This window comes from Sorangium sp. So ce375 (assembly GCF_051473855.1).
GTDB lineage: Bacteria > Myxococcota_A > Polyangia > Polyangiales > Polyangiaceae > Sorangium.
Genome location: NZ_CP150335.1, coordinates 614,453 through 636,615 on the forward strand (window position 1 = coordinate 614,453; position 22,163 = coordinate 636,615).

Sequence of the window (22,163 nt, forward strand, 5' to 3'; positions counted from 1 at the left end):
TCCGCCGCGCTGGCGGACGCGCTCGGGCTCCCTCCCTCGCGCGGCTTTGTCGTATGCTTTCCCGTTCTTCCGGGGGGAAGGGCTTGCCGATGCGGCGCCCGCCACACATCAGCTCCGTGGAATGGCTGACGAGAAGAGGCCGCCATCGCGCGCGTGGCTCGGGTACCTGCTGATCGCCGTCGCGATCCTGGTCTTTTCCGGGATCGTCAAGCCACGAGGGCGCCCGCTCGTGTCCTACGACGAAGCGGTCGCCGAGGTGCGGCGCGGGGAGATCTCCGCGGCCATCGTGAAGCCCGACGAGGTCGAGCTGACCCGCCGCGGCAATGCGCAGCGACCGGAGGAGCATGTCCGCGTGACGCGGCTGCCCGGCGTCGACGACGAGCCGATCGTGAAGGCGCTGCTCGACCAGCAGGTCCGCGTCGATGCGAAGAGCCCCCAGACGTCGGTGTGGACGCAGGTGGCGATCTGGCTCTTGCCGCTCCTGCTCATCAACGGGGCGTTCTTCATGATGCTCCGGCGGGCGGGGCAGGGGGCAGGCGGGGCGCTCGGGTTCCTGCGCAGCAAGGCGAAGATCTATGATCGATCCAAGCAGGATCCGGTGCGCTTCTCGGACGTCGCCGGGGTCGACGAGGCCAAGGACGAGCTCGTCGAGGTCGTCGACTTCCTCAAGGAGCCGTCGCGGTACCGGTCGCTGGGCGGGCGGATCCCCCGCGGCCTGCTGCTCATCGGGCCGCCCGGCACCGGCAAGACGCTCCTCGCGCGGGCGGTGGCGGGGGAGGCGAACGTGCCGTTCTTCTCGCTGAACGCGAGCGAGTTCGTCGAGATGTTCGTGGGGCTCGGGGCCGCGCGGGTCCGCGAGCTCTTCGAGGAGGCGCGCAAGAGCGCGCCCAGCATCGTGTTCATCGACGAGATCGACGCCGTGGGCAGGACCCGGGGCGGCCTCGGCGCGCTCGCGACCCACGACGAGCGAGAGCAGACGCTCCACCAGCTCCTCGCCGAGCTCGACGGCTTCGACGCGCGCACCACCGTGATCCTGATGGCCGCCACCAACCGCCCCGAGGTGCTCGATCCGGCCCTCCTGCGGCCGGGCCGCTTCGATCGTCAGGTCATCGTGGATCGGCCGGATCTGCGGGGCCGCGAGGCGATCCTCGCCGTGCACGCGCGGCGGGTGCCCCTCGCGCCCGGCGTCGACCTCGGGCTCGTGGCGCGCCGCACGCCGGGCATGGTCGGCGCCGATCTCGCGAAGATCGTCAACGAGGCCGCGCTCGCCGGGGCGCGGCGCAGCGCCAAGGAGATCGCACAGGCCGATTTCGACGAGGCGCTCGATCGCTCGCAGCTCGGGCTCCGGCGCCGCGGGCAGATCATGACGGCGGAGGAGCGGCGGCGCGTGGCCTACCACGAGGCCGGGCACGCCCTCGTCGCGCTCGCGCTGCCGGCCGCCGATCCGGTGGAGCGGGTGTCCATCGTGGCGCGCACGATCGGCGCGCTCGGCGTCACGATCCAGGTGCCCCGCGACGAGCGCCAGCTGGTTACGGAGCAGGAGATCGAGTCGCGCGTCACGGTGATGCTCGGCGGCAGGGCGGCGGAGGAGCTCGCGCTGGGGCAGGTGTCGAGCGGCGCGCACGACGATCTCGGGCGCGCCACGGCGCTGGTCCGCGAGATGGTGACCCGCCTCGGGATGAGCCGGCGCCTCGGGCTTTCCGCGCTCGCTCGCACCGTCGGCGCCCCCATGCTCGGCGTGCTCCAGGAGGAGCGCACGTGCAGCGACGAGACCGCGCGCGAGGTCGACGAGGAGGTGAGGGAGCGGCTCGGGGAGATGTACCTGAAGGCCAAGCAGCTGCTCGTCGATCGCCGCGAGGGCCTCGAGGCGGTCGCGGAGGCGCTCGTGCTCAAGGAGACGCTGCGCGGCGAGGAGCTTTCGGAGATCGCGACCGTGTCGACGCGCCGGAAGATCGCCGTGGGCCCGCCGAGCGCGGCGTGAGCCTCAGGCCGCGCGGCGCCGGCGCCTGAGGCCGCCCGCGAGCGCGGCGAGCGACAGGCCGGCGGCCGCCCAGGCCCGGCCGCCCGCGCCCCCGCGCGGCGCGCCCCCGGCCGCGCGGCAGGCGCAGCCGCCGTCCTCCTCCTCGAGCTCGCCGCCGCCCGGCGGCGCCTCCGGCTCGCCGATGCCGATCCCCCGCACGGCGATCGCCTGCGCCGGCCGGTCGGGATCGTTGGACTCGACGAGGACGGTCGCCGTGAACTCGCCGCTCGCCTTCGGCGCGAAGCGGATCGCGAAGTCGACCTCCGTTTCAGGGTCGATCCCGAGCGCCCCGTCCGCGAGCTCGAAGCTCTCCGGGTCGTCGGTCGTCACGACGGCGTCGAGCAGCGCCTCCCCCGCGTTCGACAGCCGGACGAGCTCGACGTTGGCCTGCCCCACCTCCACGGCCCCGAAGTCGATCTCCTGCTTGTCCAGCGCGAGATCCGGGAGCGGCACGTGGACGCGCTCGCTCTCGAAGATCCATTCCCGCTCGGTGAGCGGGAAGGCGAGCGGGACGTCGACGATCGGGATCGACCACGAGCGGCCCAGCAGACTGATGTTGAACGCGGGGACGAGGTGGAGCGTGCCATCGTACCGCACCGAGCCTTCCGGACGAACGTTGAGCTCGACCGACGGGCCGCCCAGGTAGTCCACGGATGACGCTCCGCCCTCCGAGGTGATGTCGCCTCCGCTCACCGTCGCCTGGTCGAGCGTCTCGATGGCCACGCGATGGGTCGTGTAGCGCGCCGCGACGTCCATCGCGATGTCGAGCTCGAACCTGCCGTCGATTCCGGGGATCGAGCCGCCGATGAGGTCACCGAGCGACACGGACGCAATCCGCTGCAGCTCGGTCGACCTCTCCAGCGTGATGCCCGGCTCCCAGCCCCACGCGTCGAACTGCTCGCGGGCGTGCACCTGGAAGTCGATCTGGGGCACATAGGGGATATCACCCGTCCAGCCATAGTCTTGGCCCAGGACGGAAATGCTGACGCGTCCCTGTGCGCTGACATCGAGTCCATAATCGCAGCTGAACACGCCTCCTTCCGGCGCGCCTGGGGCCTTGAGCGCGAGCGCCTCTGGCCACGACGCCTCGATCGCTCCGCTCAAGGAGACCTGGGTGTTGGCATAGACCGCGGCCCCGAGGCTCACTTGCAGCGGTGAGCCCGGCGGGATCCAGCCTGTCTGGAAGTCGAGCTCGAGCGGGATTGCGTCCGTGCGCTGGAACGCGAGCTCTCCCCGCTCGCAATGGAGCGGGTCGTCCGCGCACGGCGCCGCGAGGGAGTCGTAGGCCGAAGCGGCCGCGGGGGCGAGGAGGGCGAGCGCAGCGGCGGCGCAGGGGAGAGCGCGCCGCCGCCGGGGTCGAGCAGAGCGGAAGGCCGCGAGGGCAGCGCCGCCGGACAGCAAGGAACGCATGAGAACGATTACCACGATCCACGCGCCCCACGCCATAGCCGCACTCCCGATGGCGGCGCGTCAGCGACGTTCCAGCTGCGTTCCAGTTGCGCCCTAGCGCGCACCGAAGAGCGTGCCGACAACGATACCGGCGGTCGCACAGAGAATGGCCACCACGGTCCAGAGGATGACTTCGCGCGAGGTGCCGCCCGCCGTCGGCGCAGCGGTGGCGGGCGTCTCGCGGAGCACCGCGACCGTGGTTCTGGGCAGCGCCTTGCCCACCGCGCTCTCCCGCGGCATGACCGGCTGGCCGACGTGGCCGACGCCCGGGGCGGAAACTCCGTCGTTGGAGGGGGCGGCGTAATCCAGGCCGGTCCGCTCGAGCGCGAGCTCGGTGATCGACACGGCGTTCGCGAGGCTCGCGGGGGTGTGGTGCACGACGCGCCGCTCTTCGCGGCAGGCGCGCAAGGCGTCGGCGAAGGCCCTGGCGCTCGGGTGCCGCTCCGAAGGGCTCTTGGCGAGGGCCCTCAGGATGACGGCCTCCAGGCCGGCCGAGATGAGCCCGCTACGCTCGCTGGCCCGCGGCGGCGGCGGCGGCTCGGCGATCTGCGCGGTCATCACGGCGATGGGCGTCCGCTTGCTGAACGGCACGGCGCCGACCGCCATCTCGTAGAGAATGCAGCCGAGCGCATAGACGTCGCTGCGCGGATCGACGTCCTCCCCGCGCACCTGCTCCGGCGCCATGTACTCCGGCGTCCCGAAGATCATGTCCTTCTCGGTGAGCCCGGTCGTCGGCTGCTCGCCGTGCACCACCTTCGCGAGCCCGAAATCGACAACGCGCACGCGGCCCGCGAGGGGCGATGGCGCGGCGCCGGCGGGCCCGCCCGGGCGCTCGATGAGCACGTTGGCCGGCTTGAGGTCGCGGTGCACCACGCCCGCCGCGTGCGCGGTCTCCAGCGCGGAGCAGATCTGCAGGGCGATCTCGATCGCCAGATCGATCTCGATCGGCGCGTGGTCCCGCAGGAGCTCCTCGAGCGAGCTGCCGTCGATGTGCTCCAGCGCGATCACGAGGAGCCCGCTCTCCTCGACGAAGTCGAGCATCCGGACGACGTGGGGGCCCTCGACGCACTCCAGGATGGCGGCTTCCCGGTGATAACGCCTGAAGATCTGGGGCGTCCCCGTGAGGTGCCTGTGGATCACCTTCAGCGCGACGCGCTGGCCGTCCTCGTCGCGGGAGGCGCGGTAGACGACGCCGGAGGCTCCCTCGCCGATGACCGACTCCACGGTGTACCGCGACGCGACGCGTTGCCCTGCGGGCAGGCGATCGGGCGCGGGCTGCTGCGAGGTCACCGCCCACCGCCCGCATCCATGGGGAGCGGCGGCGCAGGATCCGGCAAAGGCTCCCTGAGGTACTGCTCCGTCGACGAGGTGCAGGCGCGCACGATCTTCGGGCTGAGCTCGATGGGATCGAGGCGCGCGGCGGGATCGGCCTCACGCCACGCGGCGCACGCGGTCTCGGCGAGCCCGGTGGCGTCGAGCGCGACGTAGGCCTCGAGCAGGTGCCGCTGCACCGTGGCGATCTGCACCCGGGAGAGATCTCCGTAGCCGAGCAGGCGGCTCGCCCGCGCCACGGCGTCGATGTAACGGCCGCTCCGCACGTCGCCGGCGAGCTGCGGCAGCTCGGCGTCGACCCGGCGCTGGGCCTCGCGCGCGCGGCCCGCCCCCTCGGAGCGCACCAGCGCGCCAGAGCTCGCGGCCTCGGCCTTGCCCTCGGCCGTGAGCGGCAGATCCGTGAGCGGCACGAGGATCACCATGCCGCGGCGCAGGGGGTCCTGCTTGAGGTGGTTGTACTTGTCGAGCATCCACGCCTGGTCCCGCTTGCCCAGGAAGCGATAGGCGATGGTGAGCAGGGTGTCGTGCTGGCCGACGACGTACCGCAGGTTGTACGGCACGATGATCTCCTGCCCGTCGGTCGGCTCGATCCAGGGCCACGTGTCGTTCGAGAGCGCGAGGACGTCGCTCCGGTCGGCGGTGCCGAGCAGCCGCTCCGCGAGGTTCGCCCAGGTCTCGCCGGCGGTGACGCGGTGATGGCCAAGCGCCGGCACCTCCAGCCGCAGGCCGGGCATGATCGGTACGCCGGCGCCTGCGTCGAGCGCGTTGGCGGCGACGAGCACCTGCTCCATCTGCACGCGCCCGTAGGTGCGCTCCGCGATCTGCGCGAGGGTCTCGCCCTCGCGGACGACGTGCGGGAACGCCGCCGCGGCGCTGCCGACAAGCGTCGTCGCTGCGAGGGCGCCCACGGAAAACCAAGCTCGCCGAGACATCACGCCGCCGAGGGTACCAGGGGTTCGCCCTCCGTGGGACGGCTCGCGGACGGCTCGCGCGGCGGCGCGCGGAGGACGTTTGCCACGATTTCGTCGCGCCCGTGGGTTTCGTGCCAGAGTGCGCGCGACCCATGAAATACACGACGACGGCCGGCAAGATCCCGACGTGGCTCTCGCGGCGCTCGCCTGCCGCGGCGCGGCTCCTCACGGTCGGCCTGCTCGGGCTGGCGACGCCGGGCTGCCTCGTGCGGCAGGAGCTGTACGACCAGGCGCGCGCGGAGATCCATAGAGAGCGGGAGGCGGGGAACAAGGCGCGGGCCGAGGCCCAGAGCGCCCGCGCCGAGGCCGCGCAGCGGTCCGCGCAGGTCGCCGCCATCGAGGAGGAGCTGGCGCGCCTCGCGGACGACCTCCGGGCGCGCGATCTCAGGCTGTCCGAGGCGACGACGGCCGAGGCGGGGCTCGCGCGGCGGCTCGACGAGCTCGCCGCCATGAACGAGGAGCTCTCGGCGCGGCTCCGGAGCGCCGGGCAGAGCGTGGGACAGCTCGCCGGCGAGCGGGGCAGCCTGTCGGCGGAGCTCTCGGAGACGCGGGCCAAGCTCGACGAGCTGCGCCGAAAGCAGGCGGCGGCGGAGGCGCGCGCGGCCGTGATCCGCGACGCCGTGGACCGGCTGAAGGGCGCGGTCCATGCGGGGAAGGTGCGTGTCGGGCTCCGCGGCGGGCAGCTCGTGATCGAGGTGCCGAGCGACGCGCTCTTCGCTCCGGGGAAGGCCGAAGTCCAGCGCGAGGGGCGCGCGGTGCTGGCCGAGATCGCCGCGGTGCTCCGGACGATGCCGGAGCACAGGTTCCAGGTCGCCGGGCACACCGACGACGCCGGCGACGCGAAGAGCAAGAAGGCGAAGGGCGCGAGATCCCTGTCGAGCTGGGAGCTCTCGACGGCGCGTGCGGTGGCGGTCGTGAGGGCGCTGATCGAGGCGGGGATGGCGCCCGGGAGCCTGTCGGCGGCCGGATATGGGGAGTTCGCGCCGGCGGCGACGAACGCCACGGCGGAGGGGCGGGCGAAGAACCGGCGGATCGAGATCGGCCTGGTGGCGGACCAGGAAGCAGTGGAAAAGGAGAATACCGGCGGCCCGAGCGGGGCGGCGCCAAAGCCCTGAAGGGGCGCGCCTTTAGCTCCACCTACCGGAGTCCGGCCAGGGATCTGGAGAGAGATTTCAACGCAAAGGCACAAAGTCGCAAAAAAGAACAGATTTTTGCATTTTTGCGTCTTTCGCCATTGCGCATTTGCGCCTTTGCGTTGAAATCTCTCTTCGGTCGCGAGAGGGCCCTGGCAGGACTCTGACCTGCGGTATTAGCGCCTCTGGACGCCGGTCTCCCTCACCGATAGCCCGCCTGTTCTGCGGCTGTTGCCGCTTCGCCGCGCCGTAGGGCGCACGCCGCGAGGATGCACAGGGCCGGCGTCACGACCATGTGATACCGGTCCTCGCCGAAGAACACTGCGTGTGTCAGCGCCACCGAGGCGACCGCGAACGCGAGATAACCGACGACGCCCCCGTTCGCGGGCCGGCCCGGCAGCGGCAGCGCGGCGATCAGCGGGATCGCCACCGCGAGCGGCCAGAACGCGTGCCCGTCGCCGAGCACCCCGAGCGCGACCAGCCCGAGCACCGCCGCGAGCGCGATGGCCTGTGCGACGAGCTCCCGCCGCGGTCTCCGCCGCGGCATCGCAACGACCCCGAGCGCCGCGGCGGACAGCAGGCCGAGGTGCGACGCCGTGAGCACGCGGCGCCCCGCCGCGCGCCGCTCCTCGGGCCACGCAGCAGGGTCCGCCTCGCCCAGATAGCCGATCGGGAACGACTCGTGATCGAAGGTGAAGCTCAGCTTCCTCGGGATCAGGGCCAGCCAGCGACCTGGATCATTCTTGATCCACTGAATCCCCGCGGCCATCCAGCAGCGGTCCTGCGCCACCTGGCCGCGCGCGACCGGGCAGCCGTCGCCCGGGCGCAGCGTCTCGAAGCGGCCCGTCGCGCGCGGGAACGCGCCGATCGCGAGGTTCCAGCCGCCGTTGGTCGAGACGAGCGCGCAGCCGTCCATCACGCGGCAGTTGCGGATCGTCCACGGCGCCACCACGGCGAGCGCCGTCGCGGCCGAGAGCGCCGCCGCGAGCGCGCCGCGTTTCCACGCGGCCGCCCCTCCAGACGCCGTCGCCGCTCCTCCGGACGCCGTCCCCTCCGGGCCACGCATGGCCAGCAGCGCCAGAGCCGGCGCGCAGAGCAGGCTCTGCGGCCGCACCAGCGCCGAGAGCCCGAGCGCCACGCCCGCGAGGATCGCGCCGCGGACCGGGCGGCCGCGCGCGGCGTCGCGCGCGAGCAGCCACGGCGCCGTCACCAGGCCGAGCGCCGCGAGCGGCTCCGTCATGAGGAGCGCCGCGTACACGATGAGCCCCGGCGAGAGCGCCGCGAGGAGCGCCGCCACGCGCGCGCGCGCCGGCGTGGCCGCGTACCGCGCGAGGCGGTGGACCACGACGACGAGCAGCGCGCCGGTCACCGCGTTCGCGACGGTCGCCGCGCGCGGCCCGTCGCCGAACAGCCGGTAAACGAGCGCGAGGAACCCGCTGTAGCCGACCGGATAATGGCACCACGGGTGCCAGACCGCCTGGCCGCCGACGATGAGATCGTCCGAGTAGCCGAGCCCGGCGGCGACGCGGCGCGCGCCGAAATCATAGTAATGGCCGTCCCATACCGGCTCGCGCGCCCACGCGATCGCCACGTAGAGCCGCGGCAGCAACGCGAGGACGAACGCGAGCGCCGAGAACGCGAGATCCTCGCCGGCGCTCCCCAGCCTGCCGCGCCAGCGGTCGACCCGCGCCGCCCCGGCGCCGGCGCGCTCCGGCTCAGCCATGCGGCTTGGCGCGCGAACCGGCGGAGATCTCGCGCAGCCGACGCATGTAGGTCTTCGCCACCTGGGCCCGATCGAGCCGCAGGTACTTGGCAATTTCCTGAACGAATCCCTGTACGTAGACGGTCGCCGGCAGGTCGCCGATCGCCTCGTTCTCGATCGCCTGGAGGTGCGCCAGCGAGATCTTGGTCCGCTGCGAGATGTCGGTGAGCTCGACCCCCTGCGACTCGCGCACCTTGCGGAGCAGCGCGCCGCTGAACTGCGTCTCGGCGTTGATCTCGCGCGCGAGCTCGGCCTGGAGCATGGCGAGCTCGGCGGCGGCGGCGGCGTTCTCGGCGCGCACCGGGCCGAGCTGCGTGCGCGGATCGTCGGGGTAGGTCGACAGGTCGTACGCGCGGCGGCGGACCGGATCGAGGAGGGTGTCGTGCGCCTCCTCGATGCGCGCCTGCTCCTTCTGGAGCACCGCGGGGCTCAGCACGCTGACGACCGGCAGGCTCCCCTCCCGGTAGATGTCGCGCTGGCGCTTGTAGGCGCGCCGGATCTCGTCGTCGGCGGCCGTCCGCGCGAGGCCGAGCGCGTCGTAGAGGGTCACCGGCGCGGCGCTCTTCGAGGCGGCGGCGAGGGCGCGCGCGTGCGCCTCGGCGGGGCGCGAGTCGCGCGCGGCGAGCAGCGCGAGGATGCGCCGGGCCACGCGCTCGAGGTTGCGCGCGCTCTTCGACGTCGGGCTGTCGATGAGGAGCGGCTGGCGCCGCCGCGCGGTCAGCCACACCGCGTCGTCGTGCTCGATGTGCCCGAGGTAGTCGAGGGAGATGCCGAGGAAGCGCTCCGAGACGGTGCTCATCGCCGGGCCGAGCTCGAGGTCCGAGCGGTGCCGGGTCTGGCTGACCACGAGGTGCGGCTTCACCCGCGGCAGCTGCGCGGCCGCTAGCGACGCGACCCCCTCGTCGAACCGCTTCACCTCCATGATGAAGTCGCGCGGCGTCGCGAGCGCCGGCAGCGACGAGGCCACCTTCTCCACGAGCCGGATCTTGAAGCGCTCCTTCATGAGCGCGCGCCGCAAGGTGCGCTGGTAGAGCGCGCGGCAGAAGCGGTAGGAGTGCTCGACCGCGAGCGGCTCGGGCGTGGTGGCGCAGATGCCGACGTCGGCGTGCAGGAAGAGATCGAGCGTCGAGGAGCCGGTCGCCGCGCCGAGGCTGACGATCACGTAGTCGACGTCGAGCTCCTGGATCATCTTCATCCAGTAGGCGGCGCGGCTCGGCCGGAGCGGCGTGGCCGTCATCGGGTCGTACGCCGTCGGGACGAGCCGGAGCCCGGGCACCGTCGTCGCGATCGGCTCGGCCTTGCCCTCCTCGATGTCCTCGCGCGTGACGAGCGGCGGCGCCTCGATCCCCAGCGCGGCGTGCAGCCCCGGGCTGTAGGCGTCGGTGTCGATGATGATCACGTCGCGCCCGAGCTGCGCGAAGTACACCCCCAGGTTGACCGCGAGCGTCGCCTTGCCGACGCCCCCGCGGCCGCCCCCCACGGCGATCACGCGTCGGGATCGCGAGCTGGAGAACGAGGGCGCCTCGCCCGGCAGGGCGAGATCGTCGTCCGCCGAGCCGGGCGGGAGGGTCGAATAGCGCGGCGGGGGGTAGGACTCACCGGAGCTGGACAAGGTTCCTCTTCGTGCCGCGCGCGGCTGCGCGCGGGCAGGCTGGTACGGCGGCGAGCGGATGCGAGCGGCCCGCGGCGCGCGTCCCTCCTAGCACGCGCCGCGCGCGGCCATCAGCGTCGCCGTCGCCGGGCTCCGCGCGGGCGCGCGGTCGGTCCGCCCCGCCCGCCGCGGCTCTGGACGCGTGAGCCGCCTCGACGCGCCCAGGCCGCTGGGTTAGTCGCTCGCCGTGGCCACCGTCCGACCTTTCCGCGCTTACCGACCCCCCCAGGCCCAGGCAGCCCGCGTCGCGAGCCCGCCGTACGACGTCATCTCGACCGCCGAGGCGCGCGCCCTCGCGGCCGGAGGCCTGCACAGCTTCCTCCGCGTCTCCCGCCCCGAGATCGATCTGCCCGAAGGGACGGACGAGCACGACGACGCCGTCTACGCCCGCGGCGCGCAGAACCTCGCCGATCTCATCGCGAGCGGCGATCTCGTGCAGGACCAGGAGCCGCACCTCTACCTCTACGCGCAGAGGATGGGCGATCACCGGCAGATCGGCGTCGTCGGCTGCGCGGCGGTCGCCGAGTACGAGCAGGACGTCATCAAGAAGCACGAGAAGACGCGCCCCGACAAGGAGGACGACCGCACCCGCCACATCGAGGAGCTCGGCGCGCACGACGAGCCGGTATTCCTCACGTACCGCGCCGACGCGGGCATCGATCGCGCGGTCGCGGAGGCCATGCAGTCGCCGCCCATCTACGATTTCACGACCGCGGACGGCGTCGACCACACCCTCTGGGTCCTCGGCCGCGCGGCGACCGCCGACCTCGAGGAGCGCTTCGACGCGATCCCCACGCTCTACGTCGCCGACGGCCACCACCGCAGCGCCGCGGCGGCGCGCGTCCACAGGAAGCTGCGCGGCGACGGCGGCGAGCACGACGTCTTCCTGGCCGTGGTGTTCCCGCACGACCAGATGAACATCATGCCCTACAACCGCGTCGTGCGGGACCTCGCCGGCCGCAGCGCGGAGGCGCTGCTCGGCGCCCTCGGCGAGCGGCTCGACGTCGCGCCCGCCAAGGACGCCGCGGCCGCGACCCCCGCCGGCCCGCGCTCCTTCGGGCTCTACCTTGGCGGCCGCTGGTACACCGCCAAGGTCCGCCCGGGATCGTTCGACGCGAGCGACCCGGTGGCCTCGCTCGACTGCTCGATCTGCCAGGACCAGATCCTCGGCCCGGTCTTCGGCGTCAGCGACCCTCGGCGGGACAAACACGTGGACTTCGTCGGCGGCATCCGCGGCGTCGCCGAGCTCGAGCGACGCGTCGACTCGGGCGCGTTCACGATGGCGATCCGCCTCCACCCGACGCAGATCGGCGAGCTGTTCGCGGTGAGCGACGCGGGGCTGCTCATGCCGCCGAAGAGCACGTGGTTCGAGCCGAAGCTCCGCAGCGGGCTCTTCATTCATACATTCTGACCGGCGCGCCCCGCGGGGGTAGACTGCGCCCCATGGCGGACATCAAGCGCGTATCCCCCGAGCAGGCCAAAAAGCTCATCGACGAGGAGGGGTATCTCTACCTCGACGTCCGGAGCGAGCCCGAATATGCGGCCGGGCACCCGAGCGGCGCGCACAACGTGCCGCTCATGCACGCCGCTGCGGGCGGCATGAAGCCCAACCCCGACTTCCTCGACGTGGTCCGCGCCCTCTATCCCAGGGACGCGAAGATCATCGTGGGCTGCAAGGCCGGACAGCGCTCGATGCGCGCGGCCGAGGCCATGGTGTCGGCCGGCTACACGGCCGTCATCGATCAACGCGCCGGCTTCGACGGGCCGCGCGACGCGTTCGGCGCGATCACCGAGCGCGGTTGGGGGCCGGCCGGGCTGCCCGTCGAGACGACCACGCCCGGCGGATCGTACGCCGAGCTCCGGAAGAAGACCGGCAGGTGATACGTCCGGTGCGCACGGCGCGCGCGCGGCCCTGCGGCGCGAGCCGTGCGCGCCGTCGCATCGCCGAGCGCGTTGCCGAAGACCGCTCGTTCCGCTAGGAATTCGCGTGCTCCACGGTGCGCGCGTCGCAGTGGTCATCCCCGCGCGGGACGAGGCGCGATGGATCTCCGAGGCCGCGGGGGCGGTCCCCGCCTTCGTCGATCACGTGATCGTCGTGGACGATGCCAGTCGAGACGGCACGGCCGAGATAGCGCGCGCGGTCGGGGACGAGCGCCTCGAGGTGCTCGTCCACCCCGAGTGCCGCGGCGTCGGCGCGGCGATCGTCGCCGGCTACCGGCGCGCTCGCGCCCTCGGGGCCTCCGCCGTCGCCGTCATGGCCGGCGACGGGCAGATGGATCCGCGCGATCTCCCGCGCGTCGTCGCCCCGATCGCCTCGGGCGAAGCCGATTACGTGAAGGGCGATCGCCTGCGCCACCCCGACGTGTGGCGCGTCATGCCCTTGCAGCGGCTCGCCGCGACGGCGGCGCTCGCCGCGCTCACCCGCCGCGCGGCGGGGCTCGACGCCCTCTCCGACAGCCAGTGCGGGTACACCGCGATCTCGGCCCGCGCGATCGACGCGCTCGACCTCGACGGTCTCTGGCCCCGCTACGGCTATCCGAACGACTTGCTCGCCGCCCTCGCGGCGCGCCGGCTCCGCGTCCGCGAGGTCAGCGTGCGCCCCGTTTACCGCGGCGAGGCGAGCGGCCTGCGCGCGCGCCACGTGCTCACCATTCTTTTTCTGATCGCCAGGAACGCCATAAGGCAGTCCCTGAGCTGATCAGGGAAATCGCAGGGCGCACACGCGCGGACGGAACGCGTGAGTGCGAATCGGTGGGAATCGACCGAATCGACATGAGCCACCGCTCAAAACGGTCGACAACTCGCTCGTTGGTTCTCATAGCAAAGCTGCCTGGCGACCTGACTCATCGGCTTGGCGCGGAGGTGTCCCAGGAGCGCGGACGCCGCAGCCATGCTTCAACAAGGGGGGTGACGGACGTGGCCATCAGCCGAGCCGCCTGGGCTAAAATCTGGAATCCGGGGAGGGTACGGACTCCGTCGTTCACGCCTCGGGTCGTGGCCTATGCGTTCGGCATCGAGCTGCCGTACAGCCTGCTTGTCCCGGTCGCTCACCTGCGCCTCCTCGGCGTCGTGGACTCGACGGTCCAGGCGCGGTTGCTCGGGCTGATCGGGCTCATGTACCTCGTCAAGACGGGGGGCCTCATCGCGCTGCTCGTCCACATGCTGCGCCCGATCGAGCGCCTGCGGCGGTACGCCGTGGCCCATCCCCTCCGGAGCGGCGCGGGCGTCGATGAGACGGGCAGCGGCGGCGCGGCCCCTCCGGAGGAGCTCGTCCTCGCCGCGGCGAACGCCGCCTATGACACGCCGCTCGCGTTCGCGACGGTCTGGGCGGTCTCGTGGGCGCTCCTGTACCTGCCCGTCACCGTGGCGTTCTACTTCATCGCGCCGGACCAGAGCCCGCTCGGCGTCCAGCGCGGCGTCGCGCTGGCCCTGTTCGCGGTGGCCCTGTTCGCGGCGGCGCTGCCGCTCGCCTACAGCATCCTCGGCCGCCTGCTCGCCCCCGCCGCCGGCGTCATCTCGCTCATCGCGCGCGAGCGCGATCTCTCCGTGCCAGGCAAGGGATACTCGCTCGCGGTCCGCCTCGTGATCCTCGGCGCCTGCCTCGCCATCGCGCCGACGAGCTGGATGGCGGCGATGGTGCTCGGCGAGACGGCCGGGCCGGCCAAGCCCGGCCTGAGGCTCACGCTGGCGATCTTCTCGATGGTCGCGGTCACCTGGGCGCCCGTCTGCGCGGGCTTCCTCGCCGGCGCCCTCGCGGGCCCGCTCCAGCAGGTCGCCGCGGTCATCCAGAAGATCGTCCAGCGCGGCGAGGTCGACCGGCTGGAGCGGATCCCGGTCTATTTCAAGGACGAGATCGGCGCGCTGGCGGGCGGCGTGAACGCCATGGTCGATCGCCTGGAGGAGTCGTCCCGGCGCACGCGGAGCTACCTCGCGGAGCGCGAGCGCCTGCTGCAGGACGCGGCGCAGCGCGCGGCGCAGCTCGGGGCCGTGCTGGACAACCTCGTCGAGGGGGTGTTCGCGTGCGACCGCCAGGGCCGGTTGACGATGATCAACGCCTCCGGGCTCAGGTTGCTCGGCCTCTCGGGCCGCTCGGAGCAGGCAGGCCGGGTGGTCGAGGAGGTGATGGACCTCGGCCGGATGCGCCACAGCGACGGCCGCGCGTTCACGCGCGACGAGCTGCCCATGGTGCGGGCGCTCGCGGGCGAGACCATCGTGCAGGAGGAGCAGGTGCTCGCGAACGGCCGCGCGGGCCGCGACGTCTTCCTGCGCACCAGCGCGGCGCCGATCCGCAGCGAGGGCGGGGCGGTCCTCGGCGCGGTCGCGGTCGCCCGCGACGTGACGGAGCTCATGGAGCTCGATCTCGTCAAGGACCAGTTCATCCGGGTCGGCGCGCACGAGCTCAAGACGCCGGTCGCGATCATGAAGGGCTACGCGCTCGCGCTCCTGCGCAACTCGAACGATCTGCCGGCGCCGCGCCGCAAGATGCTGGAGGCCATCGACCGAGGCGCGGACAGGATCAACCGCATCGTCGACGATCTCCTGGCCATCTCGCAGGTCACGCTCGACGTGCTCCAGGTGTCCGAGGAGGACGTCGACCTGAAGGCGCTCGTGCAGGAGACGGTCGATCGCGTCGCGAAGTCGGCGAGCCGCCACCGGGTGCGGCTGTCGCTCGACGCCGAGCGGCCGCCCGTCGTGCGCGCCGATCCGGAGCGGCTGCGCCAGGTGCTCGCGAGCCTCCTCGACAACGCGGTGAAGTATTCGCCGGACGGCGGGGACGTCGACGTGTGCGTCGCCGTCGCCGAGCGCGCGCCGGTGTCGTCGCCGCCCACCTGCGACGCCGCGCTCTTCTCGCAGCGCCACGGCCCTGCCCCGCGCTTCGAGGCGGTCGTCTCGGTGCGCGACCGGGGCGTCGGCATCCCCGCCCACAAGCAGGAGCGGATCTTCGAGCGCTTCTTCCGAGCGCACACGGACACGCGACACGACTACGGTGGGATGGGAATCGGGCTGTTCCTTGCGAAGGACATGATCACCCGTCACGGTGGGCGCATCTGGTTCGAGAGCGAGGAGGACAGGGGCAGCACGTTCTATTTCACCCTTCCACTCAGCAGCGAGGCCCCCGCGGCCGATCGACGATGAACGACAGACACGCAAAGACGGTGCTCCTCGTGGAGGACGACGCGGACCTCGTGGCGCTCGTCTCCCTCGTGCTCCAGGAGGATGGCTACCGGGTCAAGATCGCGTGCAACGGCCGCGAGGCGCTGGCCAAGCTGGAGCACGACCTGCCGGATCTCATCCTGCTCGACATGAAGATGCCGGTGATGAACGGCCCGGAGTTCGCGCGCGAGCTCGAGGTCCGGTACGGGCGTCAGGCGCCCATCGTGGTGCTCACCGCCGCGGCCGACGCGCACCGGCGGGCGGCCGAGGTCGGCGCGGACGCGTGGCTCGGCAAGCCGTTCGACCCGGACGCGCTCCTCTCGACGGTGAGGCGCTACACGGGGTGAGCGTGGACGAGCTGCCGCCGCTCGGCGAGGTCGCGCCGCACCTCGGCCCAGTACCGCGCGGGGAACCGGCGGTGATCGAAGCCGGTCGCGCGGAACACCCGTGTGATGCGGGCATAACGGCGCAGGCTCCACTCCCTCATGATCTCCAGCGAGGGGTGGAGGCCGCGCGCCTCGATGAACGGCGCCGCGCGCGCGTAGAGCGCCGGCATGACCTCATCGAGCCAGTACCGCATGAGGCCCTGGTACCCGGGCGTATCGACGCACCGTCCGGAGAGCACCTGAGCGCGCGTGATCCCGTGACGCGCGAGCTCCTCCTCGGGCAGGTAGCAGATGCCGCGATCGGCGTCCTCCTGCATGTCCCTCAGGTTGTTGAAGAACTGATCGAGCCGGCCGAACTCCCCGGCTGCGTCCCAGTGCTCCTTCGTCAGGAACGGAACCAGCTGGAAGATGTGGCCTGACAGCCGCACCAGCATCGTGTCGTGCTCCTTCAGTGTGCGAATGAGCAGGTCGGGAGCGTGGTAGTCGGCGAGGGCGAGCAGGTAGGCGTCCCAGGCGGCCAGCGAGCGCGTTTGCACGTCGTCCTGGTCGAGTCGACCGAGCGCGGGGCCGCGGAGCCACAGCGCGTGGATGGCGGAGAGCTCGCGCGCGAAGGGGCAGCACGGATCGACGAAGCCGCAGGAACGGACGCGCCTCCACGCCACCATGAAGCGGCTGAATCGCCGCGCGTGCGGCTCGATGCGCTCGTTCTCGGCGAGGCGATCGACGATCCGGATCCAGCGGATGCGGTCGATCCACGCCCGCTTCACGTCGGGGGCGAGGCCGAGCACCCAGGCGGCGTTGTCCTCGTCCTTCAACGCGTCGTCCGACAGGGCGCGATAGTGGGATGATCCGACGACCGCCGAGATCGGCTGGTAAGGAGTCCGCTCCGATGCTGGTGCAGCAGCGGGCAGGTAGGTCAGTCGAGAGGATATGTGTTCAATAGGTTTCACGATGTCGAGTACCGCACGTTGAACGTGCCTGCCGCCGGTGTCGCCCTGGGCTCGCGCGGTCAATTGCGATTATGGACGTGACCCATCCTGTTTGCTTGGGGCGCCTGCGTCGGTGATGGATGGTGGCTCTCTACCGTGTAGAACTTTCCGATCCTCCGAGAGATGCGCGGTGACGCCTGTTCGCCTTCCTTTATGAGGCCTTATCGTCTCCCAGTCGACGCGGAAATTCGTCGTCCAGGGCACGGGCGTCGGAGATAATGCATGGATTCCTTGTGTGTTTTGCCCGTGTGTTGGGAACACGCCGTCAATGATCGTCGGTGTATACCCTCGGTCGATACATTGTCCAACGGATAGCGTCGGTGCTGTCCTGACATCTCTGCCCTCTCTCGCTCCGTCTCGGCGGTACCTTGGGTGTTCTAGGCAGATGAGGTATTCCGGAGTTCCTGGCGGATGGCCTTTACGCCTACGTGAGGGCCGGTGAGACGGCGCGTGAGCGCCGGGCCGCGATCCGCGCGCGCTCTCTCTGCTGCTCGGTCTGCCATGGTGGGCCGCGCGACCGGAGCGCTCCCACGCGCGATCGGACGCTAGACGCGCTCGTGAGCTGGGTGATTCAGCCGGTGTTATCGTGTCGTTCGCGCTGTGGTGAACGGCACGAATCTGTGGTTGTGACCACGGCTCAAAGCGGTCATCCGTGTTCGGTGCGCCCGCCGGGGCATCCGCTCCAGACAGAGGAGACGGGCAGGAGGAGAGCCTTTGGCGAGCCTCGTCCACCGCTCGTCCACCGCTCGTCCACCGCTCCATTGCGGGTAGACGCGGACGGCCAAGGCGGTGCTCCCCGAGGCGAGCTCCTGACCCGGTGTCGTGGCCCACCGTCGTTGCGCCGCTGGTGCACGGGTGAGATGCTCCGGGCGGATCTCACCCGCCGCTACGGCAGCCCGAGCGCTTCCTGCGGCGCACACCCCGCCGAGCATGCGACGGGCGCTCACATGCGAGGACGCCTGTGTTCCATCCGGACGCGGACATCGCATCTTTCCTCTCCGAGCTTCGCCGGATCGAGCCGCGTGCCCGCGCATTCATCGTGTTTGAGAGCGATGCGCGGGGCGACGCCGGCCCCTACAGCGATCTCGATCTGCGAATCATCACCGCGGGAGAGCCTGTCGAGCGGGATCGCCAGGGATGCGGGCGGGCGGCCAGGCTGCCAGAACTGCAAGCGAGCATCTCATGTTCGAAAGGCGTCAGGAGCATCCTTAAGGGTAACTCCTTGAATCAAGCAAGGCCGGGCCTTGGCCCGCATCCTGCTAAAGCTGCAGGACAGAGCGCCCGTGACGGCTTCCCCCCCCGCCGTCGAATGGGCGCTCTTTTTTTTGTGCTCTTCGTGCGGAGCGCGAGTCCCTAGCGCTCGCGCAGCCGGGCCACTCGGTCGCGCCAGTGCTGGAGATCGAGCGCCGAGAAGATCGCGGCGGCGCGCGCGACGTGGCGCTCGCGCTCCGGATCGCGGCGTGAGAGGTGCCGCGCGAGCTCGAAGCGGGCGCGCGCCTCCTCGACGGGCAGGCCGCGCTGCAGGGCGTCGTCGATCGCCGCGGCCCAGAGGCGCCTCGCGCGCGCGCGGGCGCCGGTGAGCCACGCGGCGAGGCCGCGCAGACGGAGCGAGGTCGAGCGGCCGAGGGGGAAGGTGCGCGCGAACCGGCCGAGCGCTCGGCACGCCTCCGCGGAGGGCCCCGAGAGCGCGCGCCGCTCCGTCGGGCCACGGGCGCCCTCGAGCAGCGCGAGCAGCACCTCGCACGTCGCCGCGTAGCCGTAGAGGCAGTGATAGCCCGCCGGCTGGCCCTCGCGGATCATGCGGAGCGTCCGCTCGGCGGCGGCGCGCGCCTCGCCGAGGGCGCCGCGGAGCAGGTGCCCCAGCGCGACCTGGCCGTGCGTGATCTGCTGCGTGCGGTCGCCGAGCCGCTGCACCTCGGCCGACAGCGCGTCGAAGATGGCGATCGCGCCCTCGCCGTCGCCGAGCAGCAGCCGGCACTGCGCGCGGCCGCTCTCCGCCCAGATGTGGCCCTGCGCGTTGTCGCTCTCGCGCGACGCGATCGCGAGCGCGCCGTACAGGTCGAGCGCCTCCCTCCAGCGGCCCTCGGAGTACGCCACGCCGGCGAGCAGCGTGATGCACTCCTCCTTGCGGCGGCGGTCGTGCAGCGCCTCGGCCAGCCGCTCGGCCTGGGTGAGCAGCGCGCGCGCGTCGCGGCACCGGCCCTCGCCGAGCGCCGTCAGCCCGCGCAGGCACGAGACGAACGCGACGCCCTGCGGATCGTCGAGCGCCGCGGCCGCCGCCGTCGCGCGCGCGGCGTACGCGTCGACGACGGCCTTCCACCGGACGTACCCGAACGCCACGCTCAGGGTCGCGTACCCGCGCACGAGCGCGAGCGACGGGCCGAGCCGCGCCGCGGCGTTCGTCGCCGCCAGCGCGGCCAGGAAGGCGAGCGTCGGCTCGTTGCGGAACAGGTACGTCTCCGACAGCTTCTCCGCCGCGAGCGACGCCTCGGCGAGGCGCTCGCGCTCGGCCGCGTCGCTCGCGACCGGGATCGGCAGGCCGGCGACGTGCGCGAGCTGCAGGCCGAGCTGCTTCAGCGAGGCGGTCACCGGGCGGAGCCGCTCCCCGAGGCGCGCGCGAGGGCCCGCCGCGCGCTCCCCCGCGTGGAGCCACGCGGCCTCGCCCCGGGAGAGCAGCTCGAGCGCCGCCGCGCAGTGCCGCTCCGCGCCGAGCAGATCGCCGAGGTTGTAGTGGGCCTGCCCGAGCCGCCGCTCCCAGCGCGCGCGCCGGAGCGGCGGCGCGCGCCTCTCCGGGGGCTGCGCGCCGTCGAGGTCAAGCGCCCTCTTGTAGAAGTCCACGGCGTCGCCGGAGGCGCCCGTCGCCAGGGCCTGGGCGCCCGCCTTGTCGAGGTACTCGAGCGTCTTTCGGACGACGCCGGCGATTCCATAATGGTGGGCGAGGAGCGGGTACGACAGCGCGAAGCCCGGCGCGTCGCGGTGGCGCCGCTCGATCGCGCGCGCCGCGGCGGCGTGCAGCGCCCGGCGCTCCGGCTCGGGGGTGCCCGCGTAGACGATCTCGCGCAGCTTGTCGTGCACGAAGCCGAGGCGCCCCGGCTCGGTCTCTTCGAGCACGTGGCGACGGGCGAGCTCGGCGAGCGCGTCCATCGCCTCGACCTCGGCGAGGCCGGCGGCGCCGAGGAGCAGGCGCTCCTCGAGCTCGCGGCCGAGCACCGAGGCGAGCCGCGCGAGCGCGAGCGCCTCCCGGCTCAGCCCCGACAGCCGGCGCGCCACGAGCTCGCGCAGCGAGCCCGGCAGCGGCAGCGGCGCGGGTGGCTGGCTCCCGCGCGCGGCGCGGGCGAGCCTCTCCGCGGCGGCGCCCTCGGCGCCCGCGCGGATCCGCCACGCGTAGGCCTCGTCCCGGTAGATCATCCGCTCCTGGATCGCGGCCCGGAGGTACTCGGCGATGAAGAACGGGTTCCCTTCGGACTGCTCGAACAGGTACTGCACGAACGCCTCGGGCGGCTCGTCCAGGGCGAGCATGTCGCGCACCATCCGCCCGACCGAGCCGCGATCGAGCCGCCCGAGCTCGAGCCGCGAGGCCCATGGCGCGCTGACGAGCGAGGAGAGCGCGGGCGACGTCTCCTCGGTCCGGTACGCGCACAGGAGGACCACGGGGTGGGCCGCGAAGTAGTCGGCGTCGAGGTGCTCGAGGACGGCGCGCGAGTTCTCGTCGGCCCACTGGAGGTCGTCGAGCACGAGCAAGACGGGCCGCGTCGCGGCGAACGCGGCGAGCGTGTCGGCGAGCGCGGTCCGCAGCCGGTAGCGGGCCGCGTCCGGCGGCAGCTCGGGGGGCTCGGGGTAGCGGTCGTGGCCGCGGAGCTGGGCGAGCGACGGCTCGTGCGGCGCGAGGACCCTGCCGCGCGGGCCGAGCAGCGCGTCGTAGCCCCCGGGGCCGATCTCGTTGCACAGGTCGGCCACCGCGAGCAGGAGCGGGCGGAACGGGTGCAGCGGCGCGGCCTTGACCGCGCCCTCGCGCTCGCCCTCGGCGGACACGGCCGCGCAGGCGCCCGTGACCACGGCCATGCGGATGAGCGCCGCCTGGTGCGCCGCCTCGACCGCGAGGCGCGTCTTGCCGACGCCGCTCTCGCCGCCGACGACGACGAGGCTGCCCTGGCGCCGCTCGTGGGCGCGCTCGAGCGCCTCGGTGATCTGCTTCAGCGCCTCTCCGCGCCCGGCGAGGCGCGGCCGGTACAGGTACGGCTGCGCGTTCGGCACGCGCGCGCCCCCCGCGCCGCTCCTGTCGCGCGGCTGCGTGTCGGCCGCGCCGAGCTCTGCGAGGGCGGTCGCGACGTCGTCGGCGTAGCCGAGCCGGTCCTCGGGGCGCTTCTTCAGGAGCCGCGCGATGAGGGCGTCGAGCGCGGGAGGTACGTCGGCGACGAGCTCGGAGGCCGGGAGCGGCTCGGCATAGAGGTGCATCGACAGCACGACGGAGCTCGAGTCGCCGAGGAACGGGACGCCGCCGGTCACGGCCTCGTAGATCATGCAGCCGAGCGCGTAGAGGTCCGCGCGCGCGTCGACGAGATCGCCGCGGATCTGCTCGGGGGACATGTAGTCGGGGCTGCCCATCAGCCTGCCGCCGGCCTGGAGCACGTCGCGCCCGGTGTGCCCCTCGAACTGGAAGGCGAGGCCGAAGTCGAAGAGCACCGGCGTCCCGTCCGGGCGGATGAACACGTTGTCCGGCTTGAGGTCGCGGTGGACGAGGCCGCGGCCGTGGACGTACGCGAGCGGCCGGCAGATCGCGCGGAGGAGCGTCAGCGCCTGGTGGAGCGCGCCGCCCGCCGCGCGGTGGAACGGACGCGGAGCGAACGGCTGGTACGAGCGCGGGATGACGGAGGCGGGCGCGATCTCCGCCGTCGCGGTGCTGGCCTGCGCGTTCAGGGCCGTGGAGACGCTCACGGTCGGCTCGCTGTTCACGTTCGCGCGGGCCCGCCAGCGCTCCTGGTTGTGATCCCGGAGCGTGCGCCCCTCGATCAGCTCCATCGCGTACCACGGGATCCCGCCCTGGATCCCTTCGTCGAGGACCCGCACGACGCCCGGGTGCTCGACGCCCCGGAGCGCGTGGATCTCGCGGCGGATGCTCGAGACGAGGCTCTCGTCGCCCACGCAGACGGTCTTCAGCGCCGCGAGCGCGCCGGTGGTGCCGTGCTGAGCGCGGTAGACGACCCCCATCCCGCCGCGGCCGAGCGGCGCGAGCACCCGCCACGGCCCGATGGACACCGGGACGTCCGGAGGGTGCCTGGCCTTTCCCGAGCTCGGCGTCGTGATCATCGGGTGACC

14 protein-coding genes are annotated in these 22,163 nt (G+C 72.5%); 7 read left to right on the forward strand and 7 right to left on the reverse strand.

Annotated features, from left to right (window positions below; all coding sequences use genetic code 11):
- The first annotated feature begins 121 nt into the window (after positions 1 to 121).
- Positions 122 to 1,981 (forward strand): ATP-dependent zinc metalloprotease FtsH, encoded by a 1,860-nt coding sequence (gene ftsH / locus WME90_RS02475; protein WP_437279438.1) that lies wholly within the window; start codon positions 122 to 124, stop codon positions 1,979 to 1,981.
- Positions 1,982 to 1,984: 3 nt separating this feature from the next.
- On the opposite strand, the gene WME90_RS02480 is transcribed toward ftsH, so the two are convergent.
- The 3 genes from WME90_RS02480 to WME90_RS02490 form a co-directional block, all read right to left on the reverse strand.
- Complete coding sequence (locus WME90_RS02480; RefSeq protein ID WP_437279439.1) at positions 1,985 to 3,430, reverse strand: choice-of-anchor D domain-containing protein; 1,446 nt, start codon at positions 3,428 to 3,430, stop codon at positions 1,985 to 1,987.
- 93 nt (positions 3,431 to 3,523) lie between these two features.
- Positions 3,524 to 4,759 (reverse strand): serine/threonine-protein kinase, encoded by a 1,236-nt coding sequence (locus tag WME90_RS02485; RefSeq protein ID WP_437279440.1) that lies wholly within the window; start codon positions 4,757 to 4,759, stop codon positions 3,524 to 3,526.
- Positions 4,756 to 5,709 (reverse strand): LysM peptidoglycan-binding domain-containing protein, encoded by a 954-nt coding sequence (locus WME90_RS02490; protein ID WP_437279441.1) that lies wholly within the window; start codon positions 5,707 to 5,709, stop codon positions 4,756 to 4,758. The genes WME90_RS02485 and WME90_RS02490 overlap by 4 nt, the downstream gene beginning before the upstream one ends.
- A 155-nt stretch (positions 5,710 to 5,864) precedes the next feature.
- On the opposite strand from WME90_RS02490, the gene WME90_RS02495 reads away from it, so the two are divergent.
- Positions 5,865 to 6,887, forward strand: coding sequence for an OmpA family protein (locus tag WME90_RS02495; protein WP_437279442.1), 1,023 nt, complete (start codon positions 5,865 to 5,867; stop codon positions 6,885 to 6,887).
- Between the two features lie 220 nt (positions 6,888 to 7,107).
- On the opposite strand, the gene WME90_RS02500 is transcribed toward WME90_RS02495, so the two are convergent.
- Both WME90_RS02500 and WME90_RS02505 read right to left on the reverse strand, forming a co-directional pair.
- Complete coding sequence (locus WME90_RS02500) at positions 7,108 to 8,628, reverse strand: glycosyltransferase family 39 protein (protein ID WP_437279443.1); 1,521 nt, start codon at positions 8,626 to 8,628, stop codon at positions 7,108 to 7,110.
- The gene (locus WME90_RS02505; RefSeq protein ID WP_437279444.1) at positions 8,621 to 10,279 is read right to left on the reverse strand and encodes a helix-turn-helix domain-containing protein; all 1,659 of its coding nucleotides are present in this window, start codon (positions 10,277 to 10,279) and stop codon (positions 8,621 to 8,623) included. Before WME90_RS02505 ends, WME90_RS02500 begins: the two co-directional genes overlap by 8 nt.
- Before the next feature lie 226 nt (positions 10,280 to 10,505).
- Between WME90_RS02505 and WME90_RS02510 the strand changes: the two genes are divergently transcribed.
- The 5 genes from WME90_RS02510 to WME90_RS02530 all read left to right on the forward strand — a co-directional run bounded on the left by WME90_RS02510 (position 10,506) and on the right by WME90_RS02530 (position 15,819).
- Positions 10,506 to 11,729 carry a DUF1015 domain-containing protein gene (locus WME90_RS02510; RefSeq protein ID WP_437279445.1) on the forward strand — a complete coding sequence of 408 codons (1,224 nt, stop codon included), beginning with the start codon at positions 10,506 to 10,508 and terminating at the stop codon, positions 11,727 to 11,729.
- Between the two features lie 32 nt (positions 11,730 to 11,761).
- Positions 11,762 to 12,199: a rhodanese-like domain-containing protein gene (locus tag WME90_RS02515; protein ID WP_437279446.1), complete on the forward strand. Its 438-nt coding sequence runs from the start codon at positions 11,762 to 11,764 to the stop codon at positions 12,197 to 12,199.
- A gap of 106 nt (positions 12,200 to 12,305) precedes the next feature.
- A complete protein-coding gene (locus WME90_RS02520; RefSeq protein ID WP_437279447.1) occupies positions 12,306 to 13,016 on the forward strand; it encodes a glycosyltransferase family 2 protein in 711 nt (236 codons plus the stop codon).
- Between the two features lie 218 nt (positions 13,017 to 13,234).
- Complete coding sequence (locus WME90_RS02525) at positions 13,235 to 15,454, forward strand: HAMP domain-containing sensor histidine kinase (RefSeq protein WP_437279448.1); 2,220 nt, start codon at positions 13,235 to 13,237, stop codon at positions 15,452 to 15,454.
- Entirely contained in the window at positions 15,451 to 15,819 is a 369-nt protein-coding gene (locus WME90_RS02530; protein ID WP_437279449.1) for a response regulator, read from the forward strand. The genes WME90_RS02525 and WME90_RS02530 overlap by 4 nt, the downstream gene beginning before the upstream one ends.
- Here WME90_RS02530 and WME90_RS02535 read toward each other — a convergent pair.
- Positions 15,807 to 16,808, reverse strand: coding sequence for a squalene/phytoene synthase family protein (locus WME90_RS02535; RefSeq protein WP_437279450.1), 1,002 nt, complete (start codon positions 16,806 to 16,808; stop codon positions 15,807 to 15,809). The genes WME90_RS02530 and WME90_RS02535 overlap by 13 nt on opposite strands.
- 1,392 nt (positions 16,809 to 18,200) lie before the next feature.
- Positions 18,201 to 22,154, reverse strand: coding sequence for a serine/threonine-protein kinase (locus WME90_RS02540; protein ID WP_437279451.1), 3,954 nt, complete (start codon positions 22,152 to 22,154; stop codon positions 18,201 to 18,203).
- Between the last annotated feature and the right edge of the window lie 9 nt (positions 22,155 to 22,163).

What these genes read in the sequence shown, in the direction of transcription:
- ftsH (WP_437279438.1), top strand. Translation starts at nt 122, where the DNA reads ATGGCTGACGAGAAGAGGCCGCCATCGCGCGCGTGGCTCGGGTACCTG.
- WME90_RS02480 (WP_437279439.1), bottom strand. Translation starts at nt 3,430, where the DNA reads ATGCGTTCCTTGCTGTCCGGCGGCGCTGCCCTCGCGGCCTTCCGCTCT.
- WME90_RS02495 (WP_437279442.1), top strand. Translation starts at nt 5,865, where the DNA reads ATGAAATACACGACGACGGCCGGCAAGATCCCGACGTGGCTCTCGCGG.
- WME90_RS02500 (WP_437279443.1), bottom strand. Translation starts at nt 8,628, where the DNA reads ATGGCTGAGCCGGAGCGCGCCGGCGCCGGGGCGGCGCGGGTCGACCGC.
- WME90_RS02515 (WP_437279446.1), top strand. Translation starts at nt 11,762, where the DNA reads ATGGCGGACATCAAGCGCGTATCCCCCGAGCAGGCCAAAAAGCTCATC.
- WME90_RS02530 (WP_437279449.1), top strand. Translation starts at nt 15,451, where the DNA reads ATGAACGACAGACACGCAAAGACGGTGCTCCTCGTGGAGGACGACGCG.
- WME90_RS02540 (WP_437279451.1), bottom strand. Translation starts at nt 22,154, where the DNA reads ATGATCACGACGCCGAGCTCGGGAAAGGCCAGGCACCCTCCGGACGTC.